Origin of the sequence: Paenibacillus sp. J31TS4, assembly GCF_018403265.1 — a bacterium.
GTDB lineage: Bacteria > Bacillota > Bacilli > Paenibacillales > NBRC-103111 > J31TS4.
Genome location: NZ_BOSI01000002.1, coordinates 769,766 through 795,190 on the forward strand (window position 1 = coordinate 769,766; position 25,425 = coordinate 795,190).

General features: G+C 59.4%; 21 protein-coding genes. 20 read left to right on the top strand and 1 reads right to left on the bottom strand.

Translation table 11 applies throughout. From position 1 onward, the window contains the following. Position 1 precedes the first annotated feature (1 nt). From KJS47_RS14245 to KJS47_RS14265, 5 genes are all read left to right on the top strand, one after another. Positions 2-913 (top strand): ABC transporter permease, encoded by a 912-nt coding sequence (locus KJS47_RS14245; RefSeq protein ID WP_283772082.1) that lies wholly within the window; start codon positions 2-4, stop codon positions 911-913. A gap of 12 nt (positions 914-925) precedes the next feature. Further along, a complete protein-coding gene (locus tag KJS47_RS14250; protein ID WP_213525688.1) occupies positions 926-1,969 on the top strand; it encodes an ABC transporter ATP-binding protein in 1,044 nt (347 codons plus the stop codon). Further along, complete coding sequence (locus KJS47_RS14255) at positions 1,962-2,912, top strand: ABC transporter ATP-binding protein (RefSeq protein ID WP_213525689.1); 951 nt, start codon at positions 1,962-1,964, stop codon at positions 2,910-2,912. The genes KJS47_RS14250 and KJS47_RS14255 overlap by 8 nt, the downstream gene beginning before the upstream one ends. Positions 2,913-3,046: 134 nt before the next feature. Further along, entirely contained in the window at positions 3,047-4,675 is a 1,629-nt protein-coding gene (bshC, locus tag KJS47_RS14260) for a bacillithiol biosynthesis cysteine-adding enzyme BshC (protein ID WP_213525690.1), read from the top strand. A gap of 24 nt (positions 4,676-4,699) precedes the next feature. Next, positions 4,700-5,962 (top strand): adenosylhomocysteinase, encoded by a 1,263-nt coding sequence (locus KJS47_RS14265; RefSeq protein ID WP_213525691.1) that lies wholly within the window; start codon positions 4,700-4,702, stop codon positions 5,960-5,962. A 208-nt stretch (positions 5,963-6,170) separates the two neighbouring features. On the opposite strand, the gene KJS47_RS14270 is transcribed toward KJS47_RS14265, so the two are convergent. Next, entirely contained in the window at positions 6,171-6,389 is a 219-nt protein-coding gene (locus KJS47_RS14270; protein ID WP_213525692.1) for a hypothetical protein, read from the bottom strand. Between the two features lie 199 nt (positions 6,390-6,588). Here KJS47_RS14270 and mraZ point away from each other — a divergent pair, with 199 nt between their 5' ends. From mraZ to ftsA, 15 genes are all read left to right on the top strand, one after another. After that, the gene (gene mraZ, locus KJS47_RS14275; RefSeq protein WP_213525693.1) at positions 6,589-7,026 is read left to right on the top strand and encodes a division/cell wall cluster transcriptional repressor MraZ; all 438 of its coding nucleotides are present in this window, start codon (positions 6,589-6,591) and stop codon (positions 7,024-7,026) included. A gap of 47 nt (positions 7,027-7,073) precedes the next feature. Next, complete coding sequence (gene rsmH, locus KJS47_RS14280; RefSeq protein ID WP_213525694.1) at positions 7,074-8,030, top strand: 16S rRNA (cytosine(1402)-N(4))-methyltransferase RsmH; 957 nt, start codon at positions 7,074-7,076, stop codon at positions 8,028-8,030. Positions 8,031-8,046: 16 nt separating this feature from the next. Then, positions 8,047-8,475, top strand: a complete 429-nt coding sequence (locus KJS47_RS14285; protein ID WP_213525695.1) for an FtsB/FtsL family cell division protein — start codon at positions 8,047-8,049, stop codon at positions 8,473-8,475. A 14-nt stretch (positions 8,476-8,489) separates the two neighbouring features. After that, a complete protein-coding gene (locus KJS47_RS14290; protein ID WP_213525696.1) occupies positions 8,490-10,832 on the top strand; it encodes a penicillin-binding transpeptidase domain-containing protein in 2,343 nt (780 codons plus the stop codon). A gap of 90 nt (positions 10,833-10,922) precedes the next feature. Next, positions 10,923-12,857 (top strand): stage V sporulation protein D, encoded by a 1,935-nt coding sequence (locus KJS47_RS14295; protein ID WP_213525697.1) that lies wholly within the window; start codon positions 10,923-10,925, stop codon positions 12,855-12,857. A 140-nt stretch (positions 12,858-12,997) separates the two neighbouring features. Further along, complete coding sequence (locus KJS47_RS14300; RefSeq protein ID WP_213525698.1) at positions 12,998-14,488, top strand: UDP-N-acetylmuramoyl-L-alanyl-D-glutamate--2,6-diaminopimelate ligase; 1,491 nt, start codon at positions 12,998-13,000, stop codon at positions 14,486-14,488. Then, positions 14,481-15,863 (top strand): UDP-N-acetylmuramoyl-tripeptide--D-alanyl-D-alanine ligase, encoded by a 1,383-nt coding sequence (locus tag KJS47_RS14305; protein WP_213525699.1) that lies wholly within the window; start codon positions 14,481-14,483, stop codon positions 15,861-15,863. Before KJS47_RS14300 ends, KJS47_RS14305 begins: the two co-directional genes overlap by 8 nt. 80 nt (positions 15,864-15,943) lie before the next feature. Then, the gene (mraY, locus tag KJS47_RS14310; protein WP_213525886.1) at positions 15,944-16,906 is read left to right on the top strand and encodes a phospho-N-acetylmuramoyl-pentapeptide-transferase; all 963 of its coding nucleotides are present in this window, start codon (positions 15,944-15,946) and stop codon (positions 16,904-16,906) included. A 2-nt stretch (positions 16,907-16,908) separates the two neighbouring features. Next, entirely contained in the window at positions 16,909-18,324 is a 1,416-nt protein-coding gene (gene murD, locus KJS47_RS14315; protein WP_213525700.1) for a UDP-N-acetylmuramoyl-L-alanine--D-glutamate ligase, read from the top strand. Positions 18,325-18,380: 56 nt separating this feature from the next. Beyond that, positions 18,381-19,478 (top strand): stage V sporulation protein E, encoded by a 1,098-nt coding sequence (gene spoVE / locus KJS47_RS14320; RefSeq protein WP_213525701.1) that lies wholly within the window; start codon positions 18,381-18,383, stop codon positions 19,476-19,478. Positions 19,479-19,483: 5 nt separating this feature from the next. Beyond that, positions 19,484-20,599 (top strand): undecaprenyldiphospho-muramoylpentapeptide beta-N-acetylglucosaminyltransferase, encoded by a 1,116-nt coding sequence (gene murG / locus KJS47_RS14325; protein ID WP_213525702.1) that lies wholly within the window; start codon positions 19,484-19,486, stop codon positions 20,597-20,599. Positions 20,600-20,835: 236 nt separating this feature from the next. Then, positions 20,836-21,741 carry a UDP-N-acetylmuramate dehydrogenase gene (gene murB / locus KJS47_RS14330; RefSeq protein ID WP_213525887.1) on the top strand — a complete coding sequence of 302 codons (906 nt, stop codon included), beginning with the start codon at positions 20,836-20,838 and terminating at the stop codon, positions 21,739-21,741. Between the two features lie 15 nt (positions 21,742-21,756). Next, positions 21,757-23,040, top strand: coding sequence for a UDP-N-acetylglucosamine 1-carboxyvinyltransferase (gene murA / locus KJS47_RS14335; protein ID WP_213525703.1), 1,284 nt, complete (start codon positions 21,757-21,759; stop codon positions 23,038-23,040). A 54-nt stretch (positions 23,041-23,094) separates the two neighbouring features. Then, a complete protein-coding gene (locus KJS47_RS14340) occupies positions 23,095-23,862 on the top strand; it encodes a cell division protein FtsQ/DivIB (protein ID WP_213525704.1) in 768 nt (255 codons plus the stop codon). A 249-nt stretch (positions 23,863-24,111) separates the two neighbouring features. Beyond that, positions 24,112-25,347: a cell division protein FtsA gene (gene ftsA, locus KJS47_RS14345; protein ID WP_213525705.1), complete on the top strand. Its 1,236-nt coding sequence runs from the start codon at positions 24,112-24,114 to the stop codon at positions 25,345-25,347. Positions 25,348-25,425: the final 78 nt, after the last annotated feature.

Below are 25,425 nucleotides of genomic sequence, written 5' to 3' on the forward strand. Positions count from 1 at the left end.
GATGCAGCTGAAAAAAGAACTGTTCGCTCCCGTCAAGCGCGACCTGGACCAGGAACGGATCGTCCGCCCTTCGCTCAACTACTGGCAGGACGCGTGGAGACGACTTAAGAAAAACAAGCTGGCGATGACCGGCCTCATTATATTGATTTTGCTGACCCTATTTGCTATTTTCGCGCCGTTCATTTCGAGTTATGATTATGCTACGCAAGATTATGACGTAACCAACCAGAAGCCTTCCTTGGAGCATCTGTTCGGCACCGACCAGTTCGGACGCGACCTGTGGGTCCGGATCTGGTGGGGCACTCGCATCTCGCTCTTCATCGGTCTGGCCGCGGCGGTCATCGACCTCATCGTCGGAGTGCTGTACGGCGGCATCTCCGGTTATCTGGGCGGCCGGGTCGACAACATCATGCAGCGGGCGTCGGAGATCGTCTACTCGATTCCGTTCCTGCTCGTCACCATTCTGCTGATCATGTACCTGGAGCCGGGGATCTCAACCATTATCATCGCCTACTCCATTACCGGATGGGTGCCGATGGCGCGGCTCGTCCGCGGCCAGGTGCTGCAGATGAAGGAGCAGGAATATGTGCTGGCGGCCCGGACGCTCGGCGCCAAGCCGCTGCGTATCATCCTGAAGCACCTGATTCCCAATGCGCTCGGCATCATCGTCGTACAGATCACCTTTGTCGTGCCGAACGCCATCTTCGTCGAGGCCTTCCTCAGCTTCATCGGCCTCGGCATCAAGCCGCCGCTTGCCTCGCTAGGGTCGCTCGTATCTGACGGCGCTCAGACGATGCGGTTCTACCCGCACCAGATGCTGCTGCCGACGGCCGTGTTCAGCCTGATCCTGCTCAGCTTCAACCTGCTGGGCGACGGACTCCGCGACGCGCTTGATCCGAAGATGAGAAAGTAAGGGGGAGAGAGCATGAGCGAGAAGAAACAACCAACGAAAATTCTGGACGTGAAGGACCTCAAGGTGTCCTTCAAGACGTACGCCGGAGAAATCCAGGCGGTCCGCGGCGTTTCCTTCGACCTGTACAAGGGAGAGGTGCTGGCGATCGTCGGCGAGTCCGGCTGCGGCAAATCGGTTACGGCCCAAACGATCATGCGGCTGGTGCCTTCCCCGCCCAGCTTTATCAAGGAAGGCTCCATAACGTTCGACAATAAATCCGATATCACCAAGCTGTCCGAGCGGGCCATGGAGAAGATCAGAGGCTCCGAGATGGGAATGATCTTCCAGGATCCGATGACCTCGCTCAATCCGACGATGACGATCGGCAAGCAGATCGCCGAGGGCCTCATCAAGCATCAGGGGCTCAACAAAGAGCAGGCGGCCGAACGATCCGTCGAAATGCTGCGGCTCGTCGGCATCTCGAATCCCGAGGGCAGGATCAAGCAGTATCCGCACGAGCTGTCGGGCGGGATGCGCCAGCGGATCATGATCGCGATCGCTCTCGCGTGCAGCCCCAAGCTGCTCATCGCGGACGAGCCTACGACGGCGCTGGACGTAACCATTCAAGCACAGATTATCGAGCTGATGCAGAAGCTCCAGGAGAAGACGGAGACCGCCATCATCCTGATCACCCACGATCTGGGCGTCGTGGCCGACATGGCCCAACGGGTCGTCGTCATGTATGCCGGCAAAATCGTCGAGGAAGGCTCCGTCGACGACATCTTCTACAATCCGAAGCATCCGTATACCTGGGGCCTCCTGAAGTCGGTGCCGCGTCTTGACCTGGAGCACAAGAGCGATCTCGTTCCGATTCCGGGCACGCCGCCCGACCTGTTTGCTCCTCCCAAAGGCTGCGCCTTTGCCGCGCGCTGCCCGTATGCAATGGACATTTGTCTGCAGCAGGATCCCGACAAATTCGAAGTAACGAATCAGCACAAAGCTGCCTGCTGGCTGCTCCACCCGGACGCTCCGGCTGTGGAGCCTCCTGTCGGCAAGGGGGGAAAGGTACATGCCTGATAACATTCTGGAAGTACGCGGCTTGAAGAAGCATTTTGATCTCGGCAAGGGCGCGCTCAAAGCGGTCGACGGCCTGAACTTTGAAATTCGCCGAGGGGAGACGCTCGGCCTCGTCGGGGAATCCGGCTGCGGCAAGTCGACGGTCGGAAAGACGCTCATCCGGCTGTACGAGCCGACGGAGGGCGAGATCGTCTTTAACGGCAAGAGTGTGTCCAAGATGAATGCCAAGGAGCAGCGGGAGTTCACCCGGAACATGCAGATGGTGTTCCAGGACCCTTACGCCTCGCTCAACCCGCGGATGACGGTCGGCGACATCATCGCCGAGGGGATCGATATTCACGGCTTATATAAAGGAAAGAAGCGGAAGGAGCGCGTCCTCCAGCTGCTCGCCGACGTCGGCCTGAATCCCGAACACGCGGGACGGTTCCCGCACGAGTTCTCGGGCGGCCAGCGCCAGCGGATCGGCATCGCCCGTGCGCTGGCGATCGAGCCGCAGTTCATTATCGCGGACGAGCCCATCTCGGCGCTCGACGTATCGGTCCAGGCCCAGGTCATCAACCTGTTTCAGAATTTGCAGAAGCAGCACGGCCTGACCTATCTGTTCATCGCGCACGACCTGGCGATGGTCAAGCACATTTCCGACCGCATCGGCGTTATGTATCTGGGCAAGCTCGTGGAGCTGACGACGTCCGAGGAGCTGTACGCCAATCCGCTGCATCCTTATACCCAGTCGCTGCTGTCGGCGATCCCGATCCCTGATCCGGACGTGGAGCGGACGCGCGAGCGGATTATCCTGGAGGGCGAAGTTCCGAGCCCTCTGAATCCGCCGAGCGGCTGTCCGTTCCGCACCCGCTGCCCGCACGCGATGCAGGTTTGTGCGGAGACGATGCCGCCGATGAAGGAGATCAAGCCGGGCCACATCACGGCTTGCCACCTGTACTGATACCTTAGCCGCCCCTAGGGGCGGTTTTTCCTTTTTGACTAAAAGTAAGCGGATGTGTAAAATCAAGTTGACCGCATTCCGGAAACAGGGAGGCGCAAATTCAGCATGTACATAGAGAGCGAGGTGGCCGTCAGATGAATCTCGAGGAATGGATTCGCCGGACCGGCCGTACGCTGGCCGGCGATTACAGCCACGAATACGATATAGTGCGGGAGCTGTACGATTACTCCCCGTGGGATAAGGCCGATTGGCAGGAAAGAGCGAAGTGGGTAGACGAGAAGAGCTATCCGGCGGCGAACCGGACCGAGCTGATCCACAGCCTGATCCGGTATAACGACAAGCTGCATAACGATCCTGCGAGCTTCGCGGCGATCGAGAAGCTGAAGCGGGACGACGCCCTCGTCATCGTAGGGGGGCAGCAGGCCGGACTGTTCTCGGGTCCGCTGCTGACAATTCACAAAATCATCACGATTCTGCAGGCGGCCCGCGAAGCGGAGAAGGAGCTGGGCCGTCCGGTCGTGCCGATCTTCTGGATCGCTGGCGAGGATCATGATTTCGATGAAGTGAACCATATCTATTCGTTATCTACCCAGCAGTCGGTCGACAAGATCAAGCTGGAGCATCCGACCGGGATCCGTACCTCGATCAGCCGGCTGGCGATCGACTCGTGGGAGGATGCGCTGAAGCAGCTCGACGGGCATCTGATGCAGACGGAATTCAAAGGACCGCTCATGGAGACTCTCCTGACGTTCGCCGGCAAATCGGCTACGCTATCCGATTTCTTCGGACGGATGATGGCCTGGCTGTTCGGCAAGCACGGACTCGTGCTGCTGGATTCCGACGATCCGGGCATCCGCAAGCTGGAAGGGCGGATGTTCGCCGAGCTGCTTCGGCGGAGCAAGGAAGTGAACGACCAAGTGCTGGAAGGCTACCAGCGCGTCCGGGAGCTCGGTTACACGCCACAGGCGGATGCAACGGAGGACAACGCGAATCTGTTCCTGTTCGACGCACATGGCGAGCGGCATCTGCTCCGCCGAAGCGGAGACCGGTTCGTGGACAAGAAAGCCGAGATGGGCTATTCGCTTGAGGAGCTCACCGCCCTCGCTGCCGAAGAGCCGGAGCGGTTCAGCAACAACGTCATGACCCGGCCGGTCATGCAGGATTACCTGCTGCCGGTGCTCGGCGCGGTCCTCGGTCCCGGGGAGCTGGCCTATTGGGGCATGACCAAGGGTGTCTTCCACACGCTCGGCATGAGAATGCCGGTGCTTATTCCGCGCCGCGAGTTCACGCTGATCGAGGGAACCGTGAAGAAGCATATGGAGAAATACGAGCTGTCGCCGGACGACGTCGCAGAACGCTTCGAGGAACGGCGGGACAGCTGGCTGAAGCAGCAGGATGAGCTGCACCTGGAGGAGCAGTTCGCTGGCGTCAAACGGCAGGTGGAAGAACTGTACGCACCTGTGCTTGCGACTGTAGGGGCGATTAATCCGGGAATGAAGAAGCTGGGCGAGATGAACCTGCAGAAGATTATCGAGCAGATCGCCTTCCTGGAGGCACGTGCTACCGAGGCACACCAATCCCAGTTCGACGCTTCTCTCCGGCAGCTGGAGCGCATCCGGCTCACCATCCAACCGCTGGGCAAACCCCAGGAGAGGGTCTACAACGTATTGGCCTACTTGAACAAGTACGGCAGCGGCTGGATTGACGAGCTGATTGACGTGCCGTTCCGGCTGCGTCCTCTTCATACGATCGTTTATTTATAAGTACCGACAGGAGGCTGTTTCCCCATGAACGCAAAAGAAGCAAGCATCATCCGCGATCTGTCGCTCGCGCCCGAGGGCCATCTGAAGATCGATTGGGCTTCGGCCCATATGCCGGTGCTCAACCGTATTAAGGAAGAATTCGAGCGTGAGCAGCCGTTTGCCGGTCTTAAGGTCGCCATCTCTCTGCATTTGGAGGCGAAGACCGCCTATCTGGCCAAAGTCGTGGCTGCTGGCGGCGCGAGCGTGGCCATTACGGGGAGCAATCCGCTGTCCACGCAGGACGACGTGTGCGCCGCTCTTGTGGAGGACGGCATCACCGTCTTCGCCAAGTACAACCCGGACCCAGCGGAATACAAGGAGCTGCTGATCAAGACGCTCGAGACCGAGCCTGACCTCATTATCGACGACGGCGGCGATCTCGTCACGATTCTGCACGCCGAGCGCAGGGATCTGCTCAAGAACGTGCGCGGCGGCGCCGAGGAGACGACAACGGGCATTCTCCGCCTCAAGGCGATGGAGAGGGAGGGCCAGCTGCAATTCCCGATGGTGGCCGTCAACGACGCTTACTGCAAGTACCTGTTCGACAACCGGTACGGCACGGGCCAATCCGTCTGGGACGGCATCAACCGGACGACCAACCTCGTCGTGGCCGGCAAGACGGTAGTCGTCGTCGGCTATGGCTGGTGCGGCAAAGGCGTCGCCAAGCGGGCGCAGGGACTCGGCGCGAATGTTATCGTGACGGAGATCGACGCGATCAAGGCGGTCGAGGCGTATATGGACGGCTTTGCCGTCATGCCGATGGAGGAAGCGGCGAAGCACGGCGACTTCTTCGTCACCGTAACCGGCAACCGGGACGTCATCCGAGGCGAGCATTATGCCGTCATGAAGGACGGCGCCATCCTCTCCAATGCCGGGCACTTCGATGTCGAGGTGAACAAGCCAGAGCTCGAAGCGCTCTCGGAGTCGAAGCGGACGGTGCGCCGCAACATTGAGGAATACAAGCTGAAGGACGGCCGGCGGATCTATCTGCTGGCGGAAGGCCGTCTTGTCAACCTCGCGGCGGGCGATGGCCATCCGGCGGAGATTATGGATATGACCTTTGCGCTTCAGGCGCTGTCCCTGAGGCATGTCAACGAGCAGTACGAAGCGATCGGCAGCAAGGTCGTCAACGTGCCGTATGAGCTCGATGAGCAGGTGGCCCGCTTCAAGCTGGCCTCGCTCGGATTGTCGATCGACCATCTGTCGGACGAACAGAAAAAGTATCTGGACAGTTGGACGGAGCACTAACAGGGAGCCGCGCCAGGCGTTCGGGAGACCGGATGCCCAGCTGGTCTTCACGGGCTCTTGCCACGGCGCGCCGGACGGCTTAAGCCCGTGTCCCTGCTCTGGTCCGGAATCATCGAACAGCCCATCCCGTACATGCGGGATGGGCTGTTTTTGCCGTGAACATAGAACCGCCTCTTCCGGTCCGCAGCCGGTAGAGGCGGTTGTGTGTTCAATGATAGAGCGTCGCATTCCGGCGCTGCACCGGAATGAAGCCAAGAATCGATTCGTTGCGGAACATGAGGGCGTCATTGCGTTCGTAACTGAAGGCGGTGACACAGCGGGCTCCGATAATGAGCAGCTCCACCTGCTCCTGCCGGGGAACGCCGGAGTCGTCCATATAAACAAGCTCCACCGTTTCCCCGATCCATTGTTCCAAGCCGAGAGACATGTGAATCGACCTCCTTCTTGATGAGGGTTTGACGGCTATACGGTTCCTTACCCTTCTCCCTCCTCTGGCAAACAAAGGGAGTTGTCGAAAAAGTTTGAGGACGCCAACTTGGTTTGGCAGGAATTTTTGATATAATAGAGAAGATTTAATATAGAGTGGTGAAAAGTGGGGCAAAGTGGTGGGAGGGGGACGGCGGCTCATGTTCATGGGGGAACACCAGCACAGCATAGACGACAAAGGCCGCATGATCATTCCCGCCAAGTTCCGTGAAGACCTAGGACCCCGCTTCGTTGTCACCCGAGGCCTGGACCAGTGTCTGTTCGTCTATCCGATGGACGAATGGAAGGTGCTGGAGACCAAGCTGAAATCCTTGCCGCTTATGAAGTCCGATGCCAGGGCGTTTACCCGGTTTTTCTTCTCGGGCGCAACCGAATGCGAGCTGGACAAACAGGGAAGGGTAAATTTGCCGAACAATCTGGTGGAACATGCCAAGCTCACCAAGGAATGCGTCGTCATCGGCGTGTCCAACCGGGTGGAGATTTGGAGCAAGGACGTCTGGGAGAACTACTTCCAGCAATCCGAGGAATCGTTCAACGAAATCGCCGAGAAGCTCGTCGACTTTCAGATCGATCTATAAGCGGAGGCTGACGTTCTCAACAGCAGGAAAGAGCGGAGGGACATGGATTGTTTCAACATATTACCGTGATGAAGAAAGAAGCGGTGGAAGGCTTACATATCAGACCGGACGGCGTGTACGTCGACTGCACGCTCGGCGGTGCCGGGCACAGCGAGCTCATCGCCTCGCTGCTCGGGCAGGGCGGCAGGCTGATCGCATTCGATCAGGATGACGCGGCGCTCGCGAATGCGAGAGAGCGTCTCGCTCCATTCGAGGAGCGGGTGACGCTGGTGAAGACCAACTTCCGCCATTTGCAAGAGGTGCTGGCCGAGCAGGACGTGCCGATGAGAGAAGGCATTCCCCAGGTGGACGGGATTTTGTTCGATCTAGGCGTCTCGTCCCCGCAGCTGGACGAAGCCGAGAGAGGCTTCAGCTACAACCAGGAGGCGGAGCTCGATATGCGGATGGATCCGCAGGGCATGCTGACGGCGGCCGATATCGTCAATGATTGGGACGAGTCTGAGATTGCCCGGATTTTGTTCACGTATGGGGAGGAGAAGTTCTCCCGCCGGATCGCCTCGCGGATCGTGCAGGCAAGGGAGAAGGCACCAATTCGGACCACCTCCGAGCTGGCGGAGCTGGTCAAGGAAGGCATTCCCGCCGCGGCGAGAAGAACGGGCGGCCATCCGGCCAAACGGAGCTTTCAGGCGCTGCGCATAGCTGTCAACGACGAGCTGGGCGCCCTCGAGGACGCGCTGGAGCAGGGCATTGCCTGCCTTTCTCCCGGCGGGCGCATGTCCGTCATTACCTTCCATTCGCTGGAGGACCGAATCGTCAAGCAGGCGTTCGCCGAGCAGACGAACCGCTGCACCTGCCCTCCGGATCTGCCGGTCTGCGTCTGCGGTCGCAAGCCGGTGCTGAAGCTGATCCATCGCAAGCCTCTTGCTCCTTCCGAGGAAGAATTGCAGGCGAACCCGCGCTCCCGCTCGGCGAAGCTGAGAGTGGCGGAGAAATTACCATACTAAGCGAGGAGGAAACATAGTGGCTTATTACACGCAAGGGACCTCGGCGCTCCAGCAGAAGCAAGTTGTTCGGAAGGAACCGGTCAAGCTGCCTCAGCCCGGCTCCGGCCGCGGCCGGCACAATCCCGTTCGAGAGAAGCTGTTCTACCTGGTCATGGTGCTGCTGCCCATCGCCATTTGGGGAGTGGCCATTTGGCAAAGCGCCTCCGTCTATGATCTTAACACCCGGATCAGCAAATCCGAGAGAGCCATCCGGGATGCGAACATTGAGGCGAGCAGTCTGAAGCAGCAGATGGATAAGATGAAGGATTATGCCGTTCTGGAGGCGGAAGCCAAGAAGAACGGTTTGAGAACGCCGTCGGAAAGCCAGATCGTCAAGCTGACGGACAAGAACGGCTCCGCTCCGGCCTCGTCCTCCAAGGTTGCGGCTAAGACCACGAAGCCTTAGGGAAGGCTGAGCTTATGAAGAAGCAAACCAATTTGAAACGTATCAAGCTGAGATCTCTGGCCCTCGGATTTGTCTTTACAATGATTTTTCTCACACTGGTTGGCAGAATGTATTGGATCCAAGTGGTGGATGCGGCTTGGCTGCAGAGCCAGGCCGAGCAGAAGTGGAAGGAAGACGAGGTGCTTCGCGCCAAACGCGGGTCGATTGTGGACCGCAACGGCAAGACGCTGGCGGAGGACACGATCGCTTATATCGTTACTTTGAATCCCAAGATTATCCATTCGAAGAAGATAGAGAAGGAAGTTTCCCAGGGGCTGGCGCAAGTGCTGAGCGAGTCGCAGGACAGCACGGAGATTGCCAAGCTGGAGGACAAGATCTACAAGCTCGCCACCAAGACGAAGGATGACGGCAAAACCCTCATGACGGAAGTCGAAGTGCGCAACGAAGGCTACAAAATCGACGCCGACAAATACCAAAAGATCAGGGATCTTATTGCTGATATAAAGGAAAAGACAGGGGTCTCGCTCACGGGCATCAATTTGAGAGAATCCCAAAACCGGCTTTACCCGAACAACCGGCTGGCCTCTCATGTAATCGGCTATACGGACCGGGATGGCAAGGCGATCGGCGGTATTGAACAGAAGTACAACACATTTCTGAGCGGCACGAACGGCACTCTGTCAAGAGAACGGGACAAGATGGGCGTTCAGCTGCCGGACTCCAAGATTACGATGACGCCGGCCGTCGACGGCAACGATGTCCGGCTGACGATCGACCAGAACATTCAGTTCTATATTGAGAAGGCGCTTCGCGAGGCCTACACCAAGTGGAAACCGAAAAGCCTGACGGCGGTCGCCGTCGATCCGTCGACGATGGAAATTCTCGGCATGTCCAGCATTCCCGACTTTAATCCGAACAAATTCTGGGAGGTCAACGCGGGGACCGATTACATTAATCGGGCCGTCGGCTCCCAGTTCGAGCCAGGCTCCACCTTCAAGATTGTCACACTTGCCGGGGCGATTGAAGAGGGCTTGTTCAACCCGAACGATTTTTACCAATCAGGAACGTACAATGTGCCTGGCCGTCCCGTCCACGACTACAATCGGAGCGGCTGGGGACGGATCTCCTACCTGGAAGGGCTGCAGCGTTCGAGTAACGTCGCCTTCGCCATTCTCGGCTATGAGCGGCTGCAGAAGGAACGGCTTCAGGATTATATGACCAAGTTCGGCTTCGGTACCAAGACGGGTATCGACCTGCCGGCGGAAGCGAACGGCAAGATCAACATGACGTACCCGTCCGACATCGCGCGGGCCACCTTCGGCCAGAGCATCACGACTACCGTCATTCAGCAGGTGGCCGCTTACGGGGCTATCGCGAACGGCGGCAAGCTGATGCAGCCGTATATCGTCAAGGATATCGTCAACCCGGATACAGGCGAAGTGGTGCAGTCGTTCCAGCCCAAGGTCGTACGCCAGGTCGTCTCCGAGCAGACGGCCAAGAAGACGACCGAGTATCTCGAGAAGACGGTCGACCCGGCCTACAAGTCCGTCAACACCGGCTGGCGGGCCGCCGTCGACGGCTACCGGGTCGCTGGCAAGACGGGAACGGCCAACATCGTGCCGGAAGGCAAGAGTACGTACTCCGACAATACGTGGTACATTTCGTTCATCGGCTACGCGCCGGCGGACAATCCCAAGGTGATTGTTGCCGTTATGGCGGACCAGCCGGATCTCGGAGGCGACTTCCACAAGGCAGGGGAGTTGACCGGACCGGTATTCAAGGAGATCATGTCGCAGACGCTCGCCTACTTGAAGGTTCCGCCGGATACGTCGACCAATACGTCCGAGACGTCGACGGAGATCGATGCCGCATCCCCGACCGTTGAGGTTCCGGATGTGACGGCCACCGCCAAAGGCTCCGCGCAGCAATCGCTCGAGAAGGCGGGTCTTAAGGTTGAACTGCTCGGCAAGGGGAGCAAGGTCGTCGGGCAATATCCGGCGGCGGGAACGCGCGTGACCGCATCGCAAACCGTCTATCTGGCAACGGAGGAGCCATCCTCACTGGGGGTTCCTGAAATGAAGGGCAAATCGATGCGCGAGGCGCTCGAGCTGTGCTCGTTCCTCGGCGTGACGTGCCAAACAAACGGAGAAGGCTACGTAGTCTCGCAGACGGTAACCGAGGAAAATGGGCAGCAGCTCGTTCATCTCGAGCTGCAGCCGCTTGATCCGGCTGCCGTCAAGGCCGCCGCAGCCGGCGGAAGCGCGGGCAAGTCCGGCGACAAGGCCGGAACGGCTGCGTCCGACAAGAAAGCACCGGCGTCATCGACACCGCCGCCTTCCAAGAAAGACTCCCGCTGACAAGCGGGAGGGTTGTTCTAACCCCTGGTTGTCCGGAATAGTCATGGATATGAACGATCCTGACGACGGACAAAGGGGGTTATTTCGTCCATGCGGGTTTCTGGCTTAACGATCCGCAGGAGGCTGTGGGTTCTCCTGCTTGCCGGTCTGTTGATTTTTCTAGCGTTAGTGGTACGATTGGCGTATGTGCAGCTGTGGCTCGGTCCGGAGCTCGCCAGCCGGGCGGAGGAATCGTGGCGCAGGGACCTTCCCTTCGCCGCCAAGCGCGGCGAAATATTGGACAGGAACGGCGTCCGGTTGACCTATAACGTCAGCTCGCCTACCGTTTGGGCGATTCCCGCCCAAATCAAGGACGCGCAGGCGACGGCGGCCAGTCTCGCCTCGGTGCTGCAGGCATCGGAGGAGGGCATTCTCGCTCAGATCAAGAAGCGGGAAGTTTACGTTCGGCTCCAGCCGGCCGGGAGGAAGATTACCGAAGAGAAAGCGCAGGAAGTGCGCAATCTCCAGCTCCCGGGCATCTTCGTTGCGGAAGACAACAAGCGCTACTATCCATTCGGCTCGCTCGCGGCGCATGTGCTTGGCTTCACGGGCATCGACAACCAGGGCCTGACGGGGGTAGAGGCTTCCTTCAACAAGCTGCTGACCGGACAGGCCGGCAGCATCTCGTACTTGGCGGACGCACGCAACCAGAAGATGCCCGATTCGTCGGACGAATACGTGAAGCCCAAGGACGGCCTGAATCTCCAGCTGACGATCGACAGCTACCTGCAGTCGGTGCTCGAGCGGGAGATGGACCAGGCGGTGCTGCAGCACAACCCGGATCATATCATCGGCATTATGATGGATCCCAACAACGGCGAGGTGCTCGCGATGGCGAGCCGCCCGACGTATGAGCCGTCCCATTTTCGGGATTTTCCGAAAGAAGCGTACGACCGCAATCTTCCGATCTGGATGACCTACGAGCCGGGCTCGACATTCAAGATCATGACGCTGGCGGCCGCCCTCGAGGAGAAGAAGATCAATCTGAAGACCGACCACTTCTACGATCCCGGCTTTGTCGAGGTGGCGGGGGCTCGCCTGCGATGCTGGAAACGGCAGGGGCACGGCAGCGAAACCTTCATGCAGGTCGTAGAGAATTCGTGCAATCCGGGGTTTGTAGCGATGGGCCAGAAGCTCGGGAAGGACCTGCTCTTCGACTATATCAACAAATTCGGCTTCGGCCGCAAGACGGGCATTGACCTGGGCGGCGAGGAGAATGGAATCCTGTTCAAGAAATCCCAGGTCGGCCCCGTCGAGCTGGCGACGACCTCGTTCGGCCAGGGCGTGTCGGTTACGCCGATCCAGCAGGTGGCGGCCGTTTCGGCGGCGGTCAACGGGGGTAAACTCTATCAGCCTCATCTGGCGAAGGCTTGGTACCAGCCGGAGACGGAGCAGCTGATCGACACGGTCCAGCCGCAGTTCGTCAGGAACGTCATCTCGGAGGATACGTCGCGGCAGGTGCGCGAAGCGCTTGAGAGCGTCGTGGCCAACGGCACCGGGGGCAACGCCTTCCTGGACGGTTACCGGGTAGGCGGCAAGACTGGAACGGCGCAGAAAGTCGTGAACGGCCGGTATTCCTCGAACGAGCACATCGTCTCGTTCGTCGGGATTGCGCCCGCCGACAAGCCGAGAGTCGTTATTTACATAGCGGTCGACAATCCGCAGGGGATCCAGTTCGGGGGTTTGGTAGCCGCTCCCATTGTCAAAAATATTATGGCGGATACGCTCCGTTATATGAATGTAGAGCCGAGCGCCGAGCAGCTTCCGAAGAAATACAAGCTGGGCGAGAAGCCCGTCGTGGAGGTGCCGGACATGATTGGCATGACGGTCTCGGATATTTATGAGGATATCCGCTCCGATCTCGTGCTGGCCAAGTCGGGCAACGGACAGACGGTCGTCAGCCAGGCACCTAAGGCGGGGACGAGGGTGGACCAGGGCTCAACGGTCCGCGTCTATCTGTCGGATCCGCCGCCGGCGGCCAAATAATCGGCCGGCGGGGACAATTGGCGGCACTGCCGCTATATAATGAAACTAATGCAGGTTCCGCCCGCGGCGTTCATCGCCGCGGCGCTTCCTTTATGACAGAATGAGAGACGACAGGCACAGCCGACAGGGGGACAAAGAGAATGAAACTGAAGGAACTGACACCGCTCCTGGCCGCATCCAGACTGATTGGCGACGGAGAGGTTGAACTAACAGGCATTACCACCAATTCGAAACGGATCGAGCCCGGGGACTTGTTCATCTGTCTGCCCGGGTCTGTTCACGATGGGCACCGGTTCGCGGAAGACGCGGTCCGAAGCGGTGCCGCAGCTCTCGTCGTGGAGCGTCCGCTCGACGTGACGGTTCCGCAGCTCGTCGTCAAGAGCTCGCGGCTCGCCATGGCGATCATCGGCCCCAAGTGGTTCGGCTATCCGAGCCGCGAGCTGGGCGTCATCGGGGTTACCGGTACGAACGGCAAAACGACGACGACCTATATTATCGAGAAGCTGCTCGCGGACGCCGGCCACCGGACCGGTCTGATGGGCACGATTCAGCTGAAGATCGGCGACGAGACGCTCCCGACCGCCAACACCACGCTGGAAGCGCTGGAGATTCAAAGAAACTTAAGACGCATGAAGGAGGCGCAGGCCGACTACTGCGTGATGGAGGTTTCGAGCCACGCTCTTCACATGGGACGGGTTAAGGGCGTCCGCTTCCGGACCGCTCTCTTTACGAATTTGACACAGGACCATCTCGACTACCACAAGACGATGGACGACTACCGCGCGGCCAAGGGGCTCTTTTTTTCCCGGCTGGGCAACGAATATGCGGACGACGAGCGGGAGCTGAGCTATGCGGTGCTGAACGCCGACGATCCGGCTTCCGCTTATTTTGCGGAGCTGACGGCGGCCCAGGTGCTGACGTACGGAATCGAGCAGGAGGCAGACGTCCGCGCGTCCGATATTCGGATTATGCCTTCCGGCACAACCTTCCGCCTCACGACGTTCCGCGGCGACACGGAGATCAAGCTCAAGCTGATCGGGAAGTTCAACGTCTATAATGCGCTGGGCGCCATTACGGCGGCACTGCTCGAGGGGATCGACCTGGCCGCCATCAAGCAAAGCCTGGAAAACATGAACGTCGTTCCCGGCCGGATGGAAGCGGTGGACGCAGGTCAGGATTTCCTGGTTCTGGTCGATTATGCGCATACGCCCGACGGTCTGGAGAATGCATTGTCCACCATCCGCGAGTTCGCGGAGGGCGAGATCATGACCGTCTTTGGCTGCGGCGGAGACCGCGACCGGACGAAGCGGCCGATCATGGGCCGCATTGCGGCGCAGAACAGCCATTATGTCTACGTGACCTCCGACAACCCGCGCTCGGAAGATCCGGAGGCGATCCTCCGGGATATCGAGCCGGGTGTGAAAGAGGCGGGCTACGGGCCCGACCGCTACGCCATGCTCGCGGACCGCAGGGAAGCGATCCGGCAGGCAGTCGGCCGAGCCCGCAAAGGAGATGTCATCCTGATTGCCGGCAAAGGGCATGAGACCTACCAGATCATTCAGGGGACGACGCATCATTTCGACGACCGGGAAGAAGCCCGGGACGCGCTAAGGGGACGAAACGATGATTAAGAGAACGCTAGAAGCCATAGCGGCCATGACGGGCGGCGAGCTTGCAAAACGGGAGGACGCGGCAATCGAAATTCACGGCGTCTCCTTCGACAACCGGGAGGAGGGGCTGCCGGGCAAGCTGTTCCTTCCGCTTATTGCGGCCCGCAATGGCCACCAGTACGTAGCCGAGGCGGCGGCGAAAGGCGCTGCGGGAAGCCTTTGGCAAAAGGACCAGGGCGAACCGCCTGCAGGCGTGCCGGTCGTTCTGGTGGACGATACGATGGCCGCCTTCCAGCGGTTGGCCCGGGAGTACCGCCGGCAAATCGGGGTCCGGGTCGTCGGCATTACGGGCAGCAACGGGAAGACGACGACCAAGGATTTTGTCTTCTCCATCCTGTCGACCACCTATAAGACTTACAAGACCCAGGGAAACCTGAACAACCACCAGGGAGTCCCCTATACGCTGCTGTCGCTGGACGAAGACACGCAGATGGCAGTCGTGGAGATGGGGATGAGCGGGCGCGGCGAGATCGAGCTGCTGACGTCGATTGCAGAGCCGGATGCGGCCATTATCACAAACATCGGCGAAGCCCATTTGCTGCAGCTCGGCTCGCGCGAGGAGATTGGTCGGGCCAAGCTGGAAATTCTCTCCGGGTTGAGGTCGGGCGGGTTTTTCGTATATCATGGGGACGAACCGCTGGTCGAGCGGCTGCTTCCGGAGATGCCGCATCCGGAGGAGATGCTCCGGTACCGGTTCGGGCGATCGAATGCGAACGACCTGTATCCGACCGGCATGCTGACCGAGGAGGACGGGATGCATTTCACCGTCAGTCTTCCCGACTTCCCGCCCTGCTTCATTCCGGTGCTCGGCGAGCATAACGTCGTCAACGCACTGGCGGCCATTGCGGTCGGCAAATATATGGGAGTGACGGACGAAGACGTCGTCGTCGGCTTGCGCTTTGCGGAAATGACCGGTATGCGGATCGAACGCATCTCGGCTTCGTCGGGCGCTCTGCTGCTGAACGACGCCTACAACGCCAGCCCGTTGTCGACCAAAGCTTCGCTCGAGCTGTTCAGGACGCTGCCCGGTGCGTCCCGCAAGCTGGCTGTGCTGGCCGATATGCTGGAGCTGGGGCCGGAGGAAGAGGAGTATCACCGCGAAATCGGTCGTCTCCTTGATCCGGGCAGCTTCACGCTGCTGTTTACATACGGGCCGCTGGCCAAGTTCATCGCCGAGGAGGCGGCTCCGCGCTTAGGCGCCGGCAGAGTCGCCTGGTTCGCCGACAAGGCGGATCTGATCGCCGCTCTGCGTGCCGAGGTGCGGGACGGAGATGCCGTCCTGTTCAAGGGCTCGCGGGGGATGGCGCTTGAGGATGCCGTGCAGGCGCTCCTCTAGGCGGGAGGCCGGGAAGGGGCGTCTGTCCTCTGTCCCTCCGGCCTCCGAGTACCGCAAACTGTTCAGGAGGGTTCGTTGTGATTGATTTCAAAGAAATGCTCTTTCCCCTGGGAGCGGCGTTCGTGCTGGCGTTGCTGGCCGGGCCGCTGCTGATCCCGGTATTGCGCGCGCTCAAATTCGGGCAGCAAATCCGTAAGGAAGGGCCCCAGGCCCACATGAAAAAAGCCGGGACCCCGACGATGGGGGGGACCATCATCCTGCTCGCGCTGGCGCTGGCAGCCCTCCGCTTCTCCGATAAGACGCCGGAGCTTGTCATCCTGCTCGTCGCCTCGCTCGGGTACGGGCTCGTCGGCTTCCTGGACGATTACATCAAGATCGTCTTCAAGCGTTCGCTCGGCCTGACGGCCAAGCAAAAGCTGGCCGGCCAGCTGATCGTATCGCTGGTTGTGTGCTATCTGCTGTACAGCATCGGCCACCCGACGGAGATCCGTATTCCGTTCTTCGATACGGCGCTGCCGCTCGGCTGGTTCTATTATCTGTTCGTCATCCTGTTCATGCTCGGCATGAGCAATGCCGTCAACTTCACCGACGGCCTCGACGGCCTCTTGTCGGGCACAAGTGCGATCGCCTTCGGCGCCTTCGCGATCATTGCGATGCAGATGCACGAGCCGGAGACGGCAGTCTTCACCGCGGCGATGGTCGGTGCAGTGCTGGGCTTCCTCGTCTACAACGCCCATCCGGCGAAGGTCTTCATGGGCGACACCGGATCGCTCGGCATCGGAGGCGGCCTCGTGGCGGCATCCATTCTGACGCACTCGGAGATTCTCCTGCTTCTAATCGGGGGCGTGTTCGTCGTCGAGATCTTATCCGTTATTATTCAAGTCATCTCCTTCAAAACCCGGGGCAAGCGCGTGTTCAAGATGAGCCCGATCCATCACCACTTTGAGCTGGTCGGCTGGTCGGAATGGCGCGTGGTGACGACGTTCTGGGTCGCCGGACTCGTGTTAGCCGCAGTCGGACTCTATATAAATGAGGTGTTCTAACAATGAAGCAGCCAGACGCATATAAAGGACGGCGGGTCGTCGTCCTCGGCATGGCCCGCAGCGGCGCCGCAGCCGCCAAGCTTTTCCATTCGCTGGGAGCCGTCGTGACGGTGAACGATGCCAAGGAAAGAACCGCATGCCCGGAGGCCGACGAGTTGGAGGCTCTGGGTATTTCTGTTGTTTGCGGAGGTCACCCGGACAGCCTGCTCGACGGGGATGTGGCGCTTGTCGTCAAAAATCCCGGCATCCCCTACGAGGCGCCGCCGGTACGCCGCGCCCTGGAGCTTGGGATCGAGGTCGTCACCGAGGTTGAACCGGCCTATCGAGTCGCCAAAGCGCCGATGGTCGGGATTACCGGCTCCAACGGCAAGACGACGACCACCACGTGGGTCGGTCTCATGCTGGAGGCTGCGGGCATGAAGCCGATCGTCGCCGGCAATATCGGCACGCCTTTGTGCGAAGCCGCTCAGGAGGCCGGAGAGGACAACTGGCTCGTCGTGGAGCTCAGCAGCTTCCAGCTGAAGGGGACCGATCTGTTCCGCCCGCGTATCGGAGCTCTTCTCAACGTGTACGAAACCCATTTGGATTACCACGGCACCATGAAGGATTACGTGGAATCCAAGCTGAAGCTGTTCGCCAATCAGACGGAAGACGACATCGCGGTCCTGAACTGGGACGACGGAGAATGCCGGCGCCGGGCCTCGAGCCTCCGCGCCAAGCTGCTTCCGTTCAGCCGCAAGGAACAGCTGGAGCACGGCGTCTTTTTGCGCCGCCATGCGGAGACCGGCCGGTTGGAGCGCGATATCGTCTACCGCGACGAGCAAGGCGAGCTGCATTTTATTCTCCGGGCGACCGAGCTCGGCCTGCCGGCGGAGTTTAACATCGAGAATGCGCTCGCGGCCGCGGCGATTGCGCTGGCGGCGGGAGCTCCGATAGAACCGGTAGCCGCTGCGCTCAAGTCGTTCCGCGGCGTCGAGCATCGTCTTGAGTATGTGGAGGAGAAGAATGGAGTCCACTATTACAACAACTCCAAGGCGACGAACCCGGCCGCGACGGTGAAAGCTCTCGAGGCGTTCGATCGTAAGGTCGTGCTTATCGCGGGCGGGCTGGACCGGGGGATGGAGTACACCGACATGGTTCCCCGGCTTCAGGAGCATGTCCATGCGATCGTCACGCTTGGCGAGACGAGGGACAAGCTGCTGGCCGCCGCCAAGCAGGCCGGTATCGAGAAGGCCGTCGCCATCGACGGGGCCGGCAAATCGGCCGCCGAGACGCTTGACGAGGCTGTACGCGCCGCCGCCGGCATGGCCGGGAGCGGAGACATCGTGCTGCTGTCGCCCGCCTGCGCCAGTTGGGACATGTTCCCCTCCTTCGAGGAACGCGGTAGCATGTTTAAAAAGTCCGTGCATACCCTGTAACAGGGGGGATAACCAAGCCTTGGCTGTCCCACACCATCTGGGAGAGGTGTTAAGGCATGGGGAAAGCGCGGTCCGGTCCGGACGTCATTTTACTCGCATCGACCTTGCTGCTGCTTGCCATAGGCGTCATAATGGTGTACAGCGCAAGCGCCATCCTGTCGTTCCACGACTTTGGCGATGAATTTTATTATGTGAAGCGTCAGCTGCTGTTCGCCGTGCTTGGCGTGGCCGCGATGTGGACGACCATGAATGTCGATTACTGGGTTTGGAAAAAATATGCAAAGATAGGACTGCTCGTCTGCTTCGGGCTTCTGGTCATCGTTCTCATCCCCGGCATTGGCGTCATTCGGGGCGGAGCCCGCAGCTGGCTCGGTATCAGCTCGTTCGGCATCCAGCCGTCCGAGTTCGCCAAAATCGGCATTCTGCTTTTTTTGGCGAAGCTTCTGTCCGAGGATCATTATCCGATCAAACGGTTTACCCAAGGCCTGCTGCCGCCACTCGGCATTATGGGCCTTGCATTCGGTCTTATCATGCTGCAGCCCGACCTCGGGACAGGCGCCGTCCTGGTGGGAGCCTCCATGCTGATCATCTTCACCTCGGGCGCCCGGATGCTGCACTTGTCCATGCTGGCTCTTGTCGGCGTGGCCGGGCTCGTCGGCCTGATTCTGACGGCGCCTTACCGGTTAAAGAGAATCACGGCCTTCCTTGATCCGTGGCAGGATCCGCTCGGCGCGGGCTACCAGTCGATCCAGTCGCTGTATGCCATCGGACCCGGCCGCCTCGTGGGGCTCGGCTTCAATATGAGCAGGCAGAAGTACAGCTACCTCCCAGAGCCCCAAACCGACTTCATCTTTTCGATTATCGGCGAAGAGCTCGGCTTCCTGGGCGGCACCGCCGTCATTCTGCTGTTCGGCCTCCTGGTCTGGCGAGGCGTTCGGACCGCCATCACGGCGCCCGATTCCTTCGGCAGCCTGCTGGCGATCGGCATCTCCGGCATGGTCGCGGTACAGGTTATCATCAATATAGGCGTCGTCATAGGCATGATGCCGGTCACGGGCATCACGCTTCCGCTGATCAGCTATGGAGGCTCCTCTCTTACCTTGATGCTGACATCCATAGGCATTTTGCTTAACATATCCCGCTATTCGAGGTGACTTTCATGCGCGTTGTTTTAAGCGGAGGCGGTACCGGCGGCCATGTCTATCCGGCATTGGCTATCGCTGAGCAGCTCCGTAAGGAATACCCGGAAGCCCAATTTCTATACATAGGCACCAGCTCGGGCCTCGAGAGCGGCATTGTCAGCCGCTCCGGGCTGGATATTCCGTTCGAGGCCATCCCGATTTCCGGCTTCAAGCGCCGTCTTACGTTCGATAACGTAAAGACGGTTATGCGTTTTTTTGGGGGCATCCGCCGTTCCAAGGCTCTCATGACCGCCTTCCGCCCCGATTTTGCGATTGGAACGGGAGGCTATGTGTGCGGACCGGTGCTCTACGCCGCAGCCAAAATGGGCGTCCCCACATTGGTTCACGAGCAGAACGTCATCCCCGGGCTGACGAACAAGTTCCTGAGCCGGTACGTTGACACGATCGCTGTCAGCTTCTCCGGCTCCGAGCAGCAGTTTCCGGCCGCCAAGCGGGCAGTGTTCACGGGCAACCCGCGCGCGACTACCGTGTCGCAGGCTAATCCCGAAGACGGGTGGCGCTCGCTCGGCCTGCCAAGCGGTCGCCAGCTCGTTGTCGTGGTTGGCGGGAGCGGAGGCGCCCGGGCGATCAACGAAGCGATGATCGGCATGGCACCGCTCGTCGGTCGTCTGTCGGACACCTCGTTCTTGTATGTAACCGGGCAGCGGTATTACGAGGAGACGTCGCGGCGGATCCGCGAGCTCGCCCTTCCGGATGACGGGCAGCTTATGGTGATGCCGTATGTCGACAACATGCCCGAGGTGCTCGCGGCTTCCTCGCTCGTCGTGAACCGCTCCGGCGCTTCGACAATGGCGGAGCTGACCGCCCTCGGCATTCCGGCGATCTTTATTCCGTCTCCCAATGTGACGAATAATCATCAGGAGAAGAATGCCCGCCTGCTTGAGAAGGAGGATGCGGCACGCGTCCTGCTGGAGTCCGAGCTGACAGGAGAACGTCTGTTTGAGGAGATCGAGGCGATTATGACCAATTCGTTCCGCCGGGAAGAGATGGCAAGCGCATCGAGACGGCTCGGCACGCCCGATTCCGCCCAGCGGCTCGTGGACGAATTGCTGAGGCTGCGCCACAAGCGCTGATTCCGTTACGAACGTTGTAACTAGCCGCCTTTTTTGCAAGCCATTATATAGAGAGAGAATGGACGGGAAGATAGCGGGTTTGGGCTGCTGTCACACTATCGGCGCCGCCGAATAAGATACTCTATAACCGTGACAAACACCCGGAACCTGAACGCGGCGCGCTGCGGCGAATACGGCCGATTGGCGGCAGCCCCGCTATTTTGCCCCGTTCGTTTGTGAAGGAGGGTTATCCTATGCTGCAACAGGTCCTAACCGAATTGCAGGAGGCCGGCGTCGAGAACATTACTCTTAATGAACCGATGGCCCCTTACACGTATTGGAAGATCGGCGGTCCGGCCGACGCGATGGTGAAGCCGGAGACGAAAGAACAGCTGGCGGAGACGATCCGCATTCTGAACCGCCACCAGATCCCTTGGTTCATCCTCGGGAGGGGCTCGAACCTGCTTGTAGCCGACAAAGGCATCCGCGGAGTCGTCATCCGGCTCGGTGAGGCGTTCGAGTACGTCCGTTTCGAAGATCAGCTGGTCATCGCGGGCGGAGCGTTCTCTTTCATCAAGTTGTCGATCATGGCCAGCCGTGAAGGGCTCACCGGTCTCGAATTTGCCAGCGGGATCCCGGGAAGCGTAGGAGGAGCCGTTTACATGAACGCCGGAGCTCACGGGTCCGATGTGTCACGCATACTCAAACAGGCTGAAGTGCTTCTGGGCAATGGCGAGCTGGTGACGATGACAAGGGAGGAACTTCAGTATGCATACCGGCATTCGGTGCTGCACACGCTGCCGGGCATTGTAACGGAAGCCGTCTTCGAGCTCGAATTCGGCGACCGCAAGGAGATCGCCGCCGCTAACGCCTCTTACAAAGAGCGCCGCTTGCGGACGCAGCCGCTCTCGCTCGCCTGCGCGGGCAGCGTGTTCCGGAATCCTCCGGGCACCCACGCCGCCAAGCTGATTGAGGAGGCAGGGCTAAAGGGCTTGCGGGTCGGAGGAGCGGAGGTATCCACCCTCCATGCCAACTTCATCATTAACCAGGAGAATGCGACGGCCGAAGACGTGCTCGCCCTGATGGAACGGGTGAAAGCCACCATACGCGAACAAAACGGGATCGAGCTGATCCCCGAGGTATTGGTGGTGGGCGAGCGGTAATTCGGAGGTGGGACATTGGAAAAGCTCGTGATCGAAGGCGGGAAGCCCCTCTCGGGAACCATTAGGATCCACGGGGCCAAAAACGCCGCCTTGCCAATCATGGCCGCCGCTTTGCTTGCGGAAGGCCGGCATACGATCGGCAACGTGCCGGATCTTCTTGACATTCACGTCATGCTGGACATTCTGCGCGAGCTCGGCTGTAAGGCGGACCTGTCCGGCGATACCGTCACCGTAGATACGACGTCCGTTTCATCCTCGCATATACCCGAGGACCTGATGCGTCAGATGAGGTCTTCGGTGTTCCTGATGGGACCGCTGCTCGCCCGGTTCGGTAAGGTTCAGCTGTACCAGCCGGGGGGCTGCGCCATAGGCGAGCGCAAGATCAATCTTCATCTCCAGGGACTGCAGGCGCTCGGCGCCGTTGTGGAGGAAACCGGCAGCACGATCGTCTGCTGGGCGAACCGTCTGACGGGCGCCGACGTGGTGCTGGACTTTCCGAGCGTTGGGGCTACCGAGAATATCATGATGGCCGCGGTTAAAGCGGAGGGGACGACAACGATCTACAACGCCGCCCGCGAGCCCGAAATCGTGGACTTGCAGAACTTCCTGATTGCCATGGGCGCCAGGATTATCGGAGCCGGCACCGATACGATCACTATCGAGGGTGTCTCCGAACTTCAGCCTTGCGAATACCGGGTCATTCCCGACCGGATTGTGACCGGCACCTTCATGGTAGCGGCGGCCGCCACGCGCGGCAGCGTGACGCTGGAGAAGGTCAATCCGGCCCATCTCACCTCGGTCACGCACGTGCTCAAGCGGGCCGGTGTTCAAATAGCTGTCGATGGTGATATAATACACGTATCCTGCCACTCCCGGCCCAAGTCGCTCGACCGGGTGGTAACGGCGCCTCATCCCGGTTTTCCGACCGATCTCCAGTCGCAGATCATGGTGTTCCTCTCGCTGGCGGACGGGGTGAGCGTCATCAAAGAAACGATATTCGAAGGTAGATTCAAGCATGTCGACGAATTGTCCCGCATGGGAGCCGACATTCGCGTCGATCTCAGCAGCGCGCTCGTGCGCGGCGTTCCCCGCCTATACGGGGCGACGGTGGAGGCGACCGATCTGAGAGCGGGAGCGGCTCTGGTCATCGCGGGCCTGGCTGCGCGCGGCACGACGGTTGTCGAGCAGGTTCATCATATCGATAGAGGATATGATAGAATAGAGGCCATGCTCAGCAGCCTTGGGGCGAGGATCTCGCGGGAATCCGCCTCCTATACGAGGAAGACGCTGCTTTCTTGAGAGTTAGCACTAGCCTTGCTCCTTTCCGGCTCCGGCCGGGGAGGGGCGGGCATTATGACTACCTGTGATTGGGATGATGCGGTTTTGCAATCCGAGAACAGAGTGCCGGTCATCAAACCCGATCGTCCGAAAAAGCGGGGGAACCGGAAACTGCTTTTCATGCTGGTCGTCTTTTTTGTGACGGTTCTAGTGATTCTATTCTTCCAGACGTCCATCAGCAAGATTTCGAAGATCGACATTAAGGGCAATAGCCTGGTCAGCACCGAGCAAATTGGACAAGCCTCCGGCATCCGCGTCGGTGACAGCTTTTTTACCATGAAGGAAGACGCCGCGGCCGAGGCGATACGTTCACTGGATGCGATCGATACCGTGACGATCGACAAAGTGTTCCCCGGTCAGGTGACCATCACGGTCAAGGAATTCGCCAGCGTCGCTTACCAGATCAGCGAGTCGGGCCAGAAGGAAGTGCTGCTTGCCGACGGAACGGCTCTCCCGCTGAACCGCAGCAGTCTGCCGGCGGACAAGCCCATTCTGAGCGGCTGGCGGGCGGACGATCCGCTCAAGGCCCGGTTGTGTGCCGTCCTCGCGAACATACCGCCGGCTCTATTGAGCGACGTCTCGGAGATCCGTCCCGAACCGTCGAGCGGCTTCGAGGACAAGATCAAGCTGTATACCAAGTCTCAATTCGTCGTCTATACGCTCGTGAGCCTGCTTCCCGAGAAGATGCCATATATGGGCGTTTTGATTAAGGAAATGCAGGAGAAGAACGTGCATTCCGGCGTGCTTACGATGATTTGGCAGGACCGGGCGGGCACTCCCTGAGCCGTCTTGGTCCTTGAGCCGGCAGGCGGCGCAGCGGCCCGGTTTGAGAGGAAAAAAAGATCAAAAACGGGCTACTCTTTGGTATTTAATAGTGTTAAAATTGAAGCCATGGTATTCGAGACTTCTAGGAATGATTTACTATATAAAAAATCGCCGAAAAAAGAGGGTATATAAGAACGATGTTGAATAAGTACAAAGGTCTGACCGTTACGACCTGCATAACGGACAAGCTACGGGAGGTGCCTCGGATTGAGCAGCGGTGACGTAATTGTCAGTTTAGACATCGGTACTTCCAAAGTTCGGGTTATTATAGGGGAATTATCGAACGGAGCTATCAATATCATCGGCGTCGGCTCCGCGGAATCAGAAGGAATCCGCAAAGGAGCGATCGTCGATATCGATCAGACGGTGCAGTCGATCCGCAATGCCGTCGACCATGCCGAACGGATGGTCGGCATCCAGATCTCGGATGTCTATGTCGGCATTTCCGGCAATCATATCGGCTTGCAGACGAGCCATGGCGTTGTCGCCGTCTCCAACGAAGACAGAGAAATTGGAGAAGAAGATATCGAACGGGTGCTGCAGGCGGCCAGAGTGATCGCCCTTCCGCCGGAGCGGGAGATTATCGGCGTCGTGCCGAAGCAGTATCTCGTGGACGGTCTGGAAGGCATCCAGGACCCGCGGGGAATGATCGGCGTTCGGCTGGAAGTCGAAGCGACGATTATTACGGGCTCCAAAACCGCTATACATAATTTGCGCCGTGTCGTGGAGAAGGCCGGCCTGCATGTGGCAGACCTCGTCTTGATGTCTCTTGGGTCAGGTTATCTGACGTTGTCCAAGGATGAGAGAACGATCGGGACGGTATTCGCCGACATAGGAGCGGGCGCGACGACGATCTCCATATTCGAGAATGGGACGCTGGAAGCGACCTCCACGCTGCCGATTGGCGGCGAATTCGTGACCAACGATATCTCGATAGGGCTTCATACGCAGCTGGAGAACGCTGAGAAGGTCAAGCTGAAGTTCGGCTGCGCCTCGCTGGCGGACTCCGCGGACGATCAAGTGTTCAAGGTTCCCCGCATCGGGAGCAATACCGAGAAAGAATTCTCGCAGGTGGATCTGGCCAGCATCATAGAGCCCCGCGTACGTGAAATCTTCCAATTGATCCGCACTGAAGTATATAGAATGGGCTATGAAGAACCGGTTGGCGGGTATGTGTTGACGGGAGGGACGATGTCCATGCCGGGCATCCTCCCCATCGCCCAATCGGAGCTCGCCACGTCCGTGCGTATTGCGGCTCCTGATTTCATCGGTGTTCGCGATCCGGCTTTCACGAGTGGTGTCGGGATTATTATGTTCCTCACGAGATCCCTTCGGAACCGAAGCAACGTGGCAACCGTAAAGAAACAAGCTGTTAAAAAAGCCCCGACAGACGAGCCAGGGTGGTTCGAGAAGTTCAAAAACTGGTTAAGTGAATTAATTTAGGGGTACATCCTCCGGGATGCTGCACAAGGGAAAGTAACGGCAAGAGGTTCATAGAGTACGCGTGAGGAGGATAATAAT

Bases quoted from the DNA above. Each gene is read 5' to 3' on its own strand.
- KJS47_RS14245 (WP_283772082.1), top strand. From the start codon at position 2: ATGCAGCTGAAAAAAGAACTGTTCGCTCCCGTCAAGCGCGACCTGGAC.
- KJS47_RS14250 (WP_213525688.1), top strand. From the start codon at position 926: ATGAGCGAGAAGAAACAACCAACGAAAATTCTGGACGTGAAGGACCTC.
- KJS47_RS14255 (WP_213525689.1), top strand. From the start codon at position 1,962: ATGCCTGATAACATTCTGGAAGTACGCGGCTTGAAGAAGCATTTTGAT.
- bshC (WP_213525690.1), top strand. From the start codon at position 3,047: ATGAATCTCGAGGAATGGATTCGCCGGACCGGCCGTACGCTGGCCGGC.
- KJS47_RS14265 (WP_213525691.1), top strand. From the start codon at position 4,700: ATGAACGCAAAAGAAGCAAGCATCATCCGCGATCTGTCGCTCGCGCCC.
- KJS47_RS14270 (WP_213525692.1), bottom strand. From the start codon at position 6,389: ATGTCTCTCGGCTTGGAACAATGGATCGGGGAAACGGTGGAGCTTGTT.
- mraZ (WP_213525693.1), top strand. From the start codon at position 6,589: ATGTTCATGGGGGAACACCAGCACAGCATAGACGACAAAGGCCGCATG.
- KJS47_RS14290 (WP_213525696.1), top strand. From the start codon at position 8,490: ATGAAGAAGCAAACCAATTTGAAACGTATCAAGCTGAGATCTCTGGCC.
- KJS47_RS14295 (WP_213525697.1), top strand. From the start codon at position 10,923: ATGCGGGTTTCTGGCTTAACGATCCGCAGGAGGCTGTGGGTTCTCCTG.
- KJS47_RS14300 (WP_213525698.1), top strand. From the start codon at position 12,998: ATGAAACTGAAGGAACTGACACCGCTCCTGGCCGCATCCAGACTGATT.
- KJS47_RS14305 (WP_213525699.1), top strand. From the start codon at position 14,481: ATGATTAAGAGAACGCTAGAAGCCATAGCGGCCATGACGGGCGGCGAG.
- murD (WP_213525700.1), top strand. From the start codon at position 16,909: ATGAAGCAGCCAGACGCATATAAAGGACGGCGGGTCGTCGTCCTCGGC.
- spoVE (WP_213525701.1), top strand. From the start codon at position 18,381: ATGGGGAAAGCGCGGTCCGGTCCGGACGTCATTTTACTCGCATCGACC.
- murG (WP_213525702.1), top strand. From the start codon at position 19,484: ATGCGCGTTGTTTTAAGCGGAGGCGGTACCGGCGGCCATGTCTATCCG.
- KJS47_RS14340 (WP_213525704.1), top strand. From the start codon at position 23,095: ATGACTACCTGTGATTGGGATGATGCGGTTTTGCAATCCGAGAACAGA.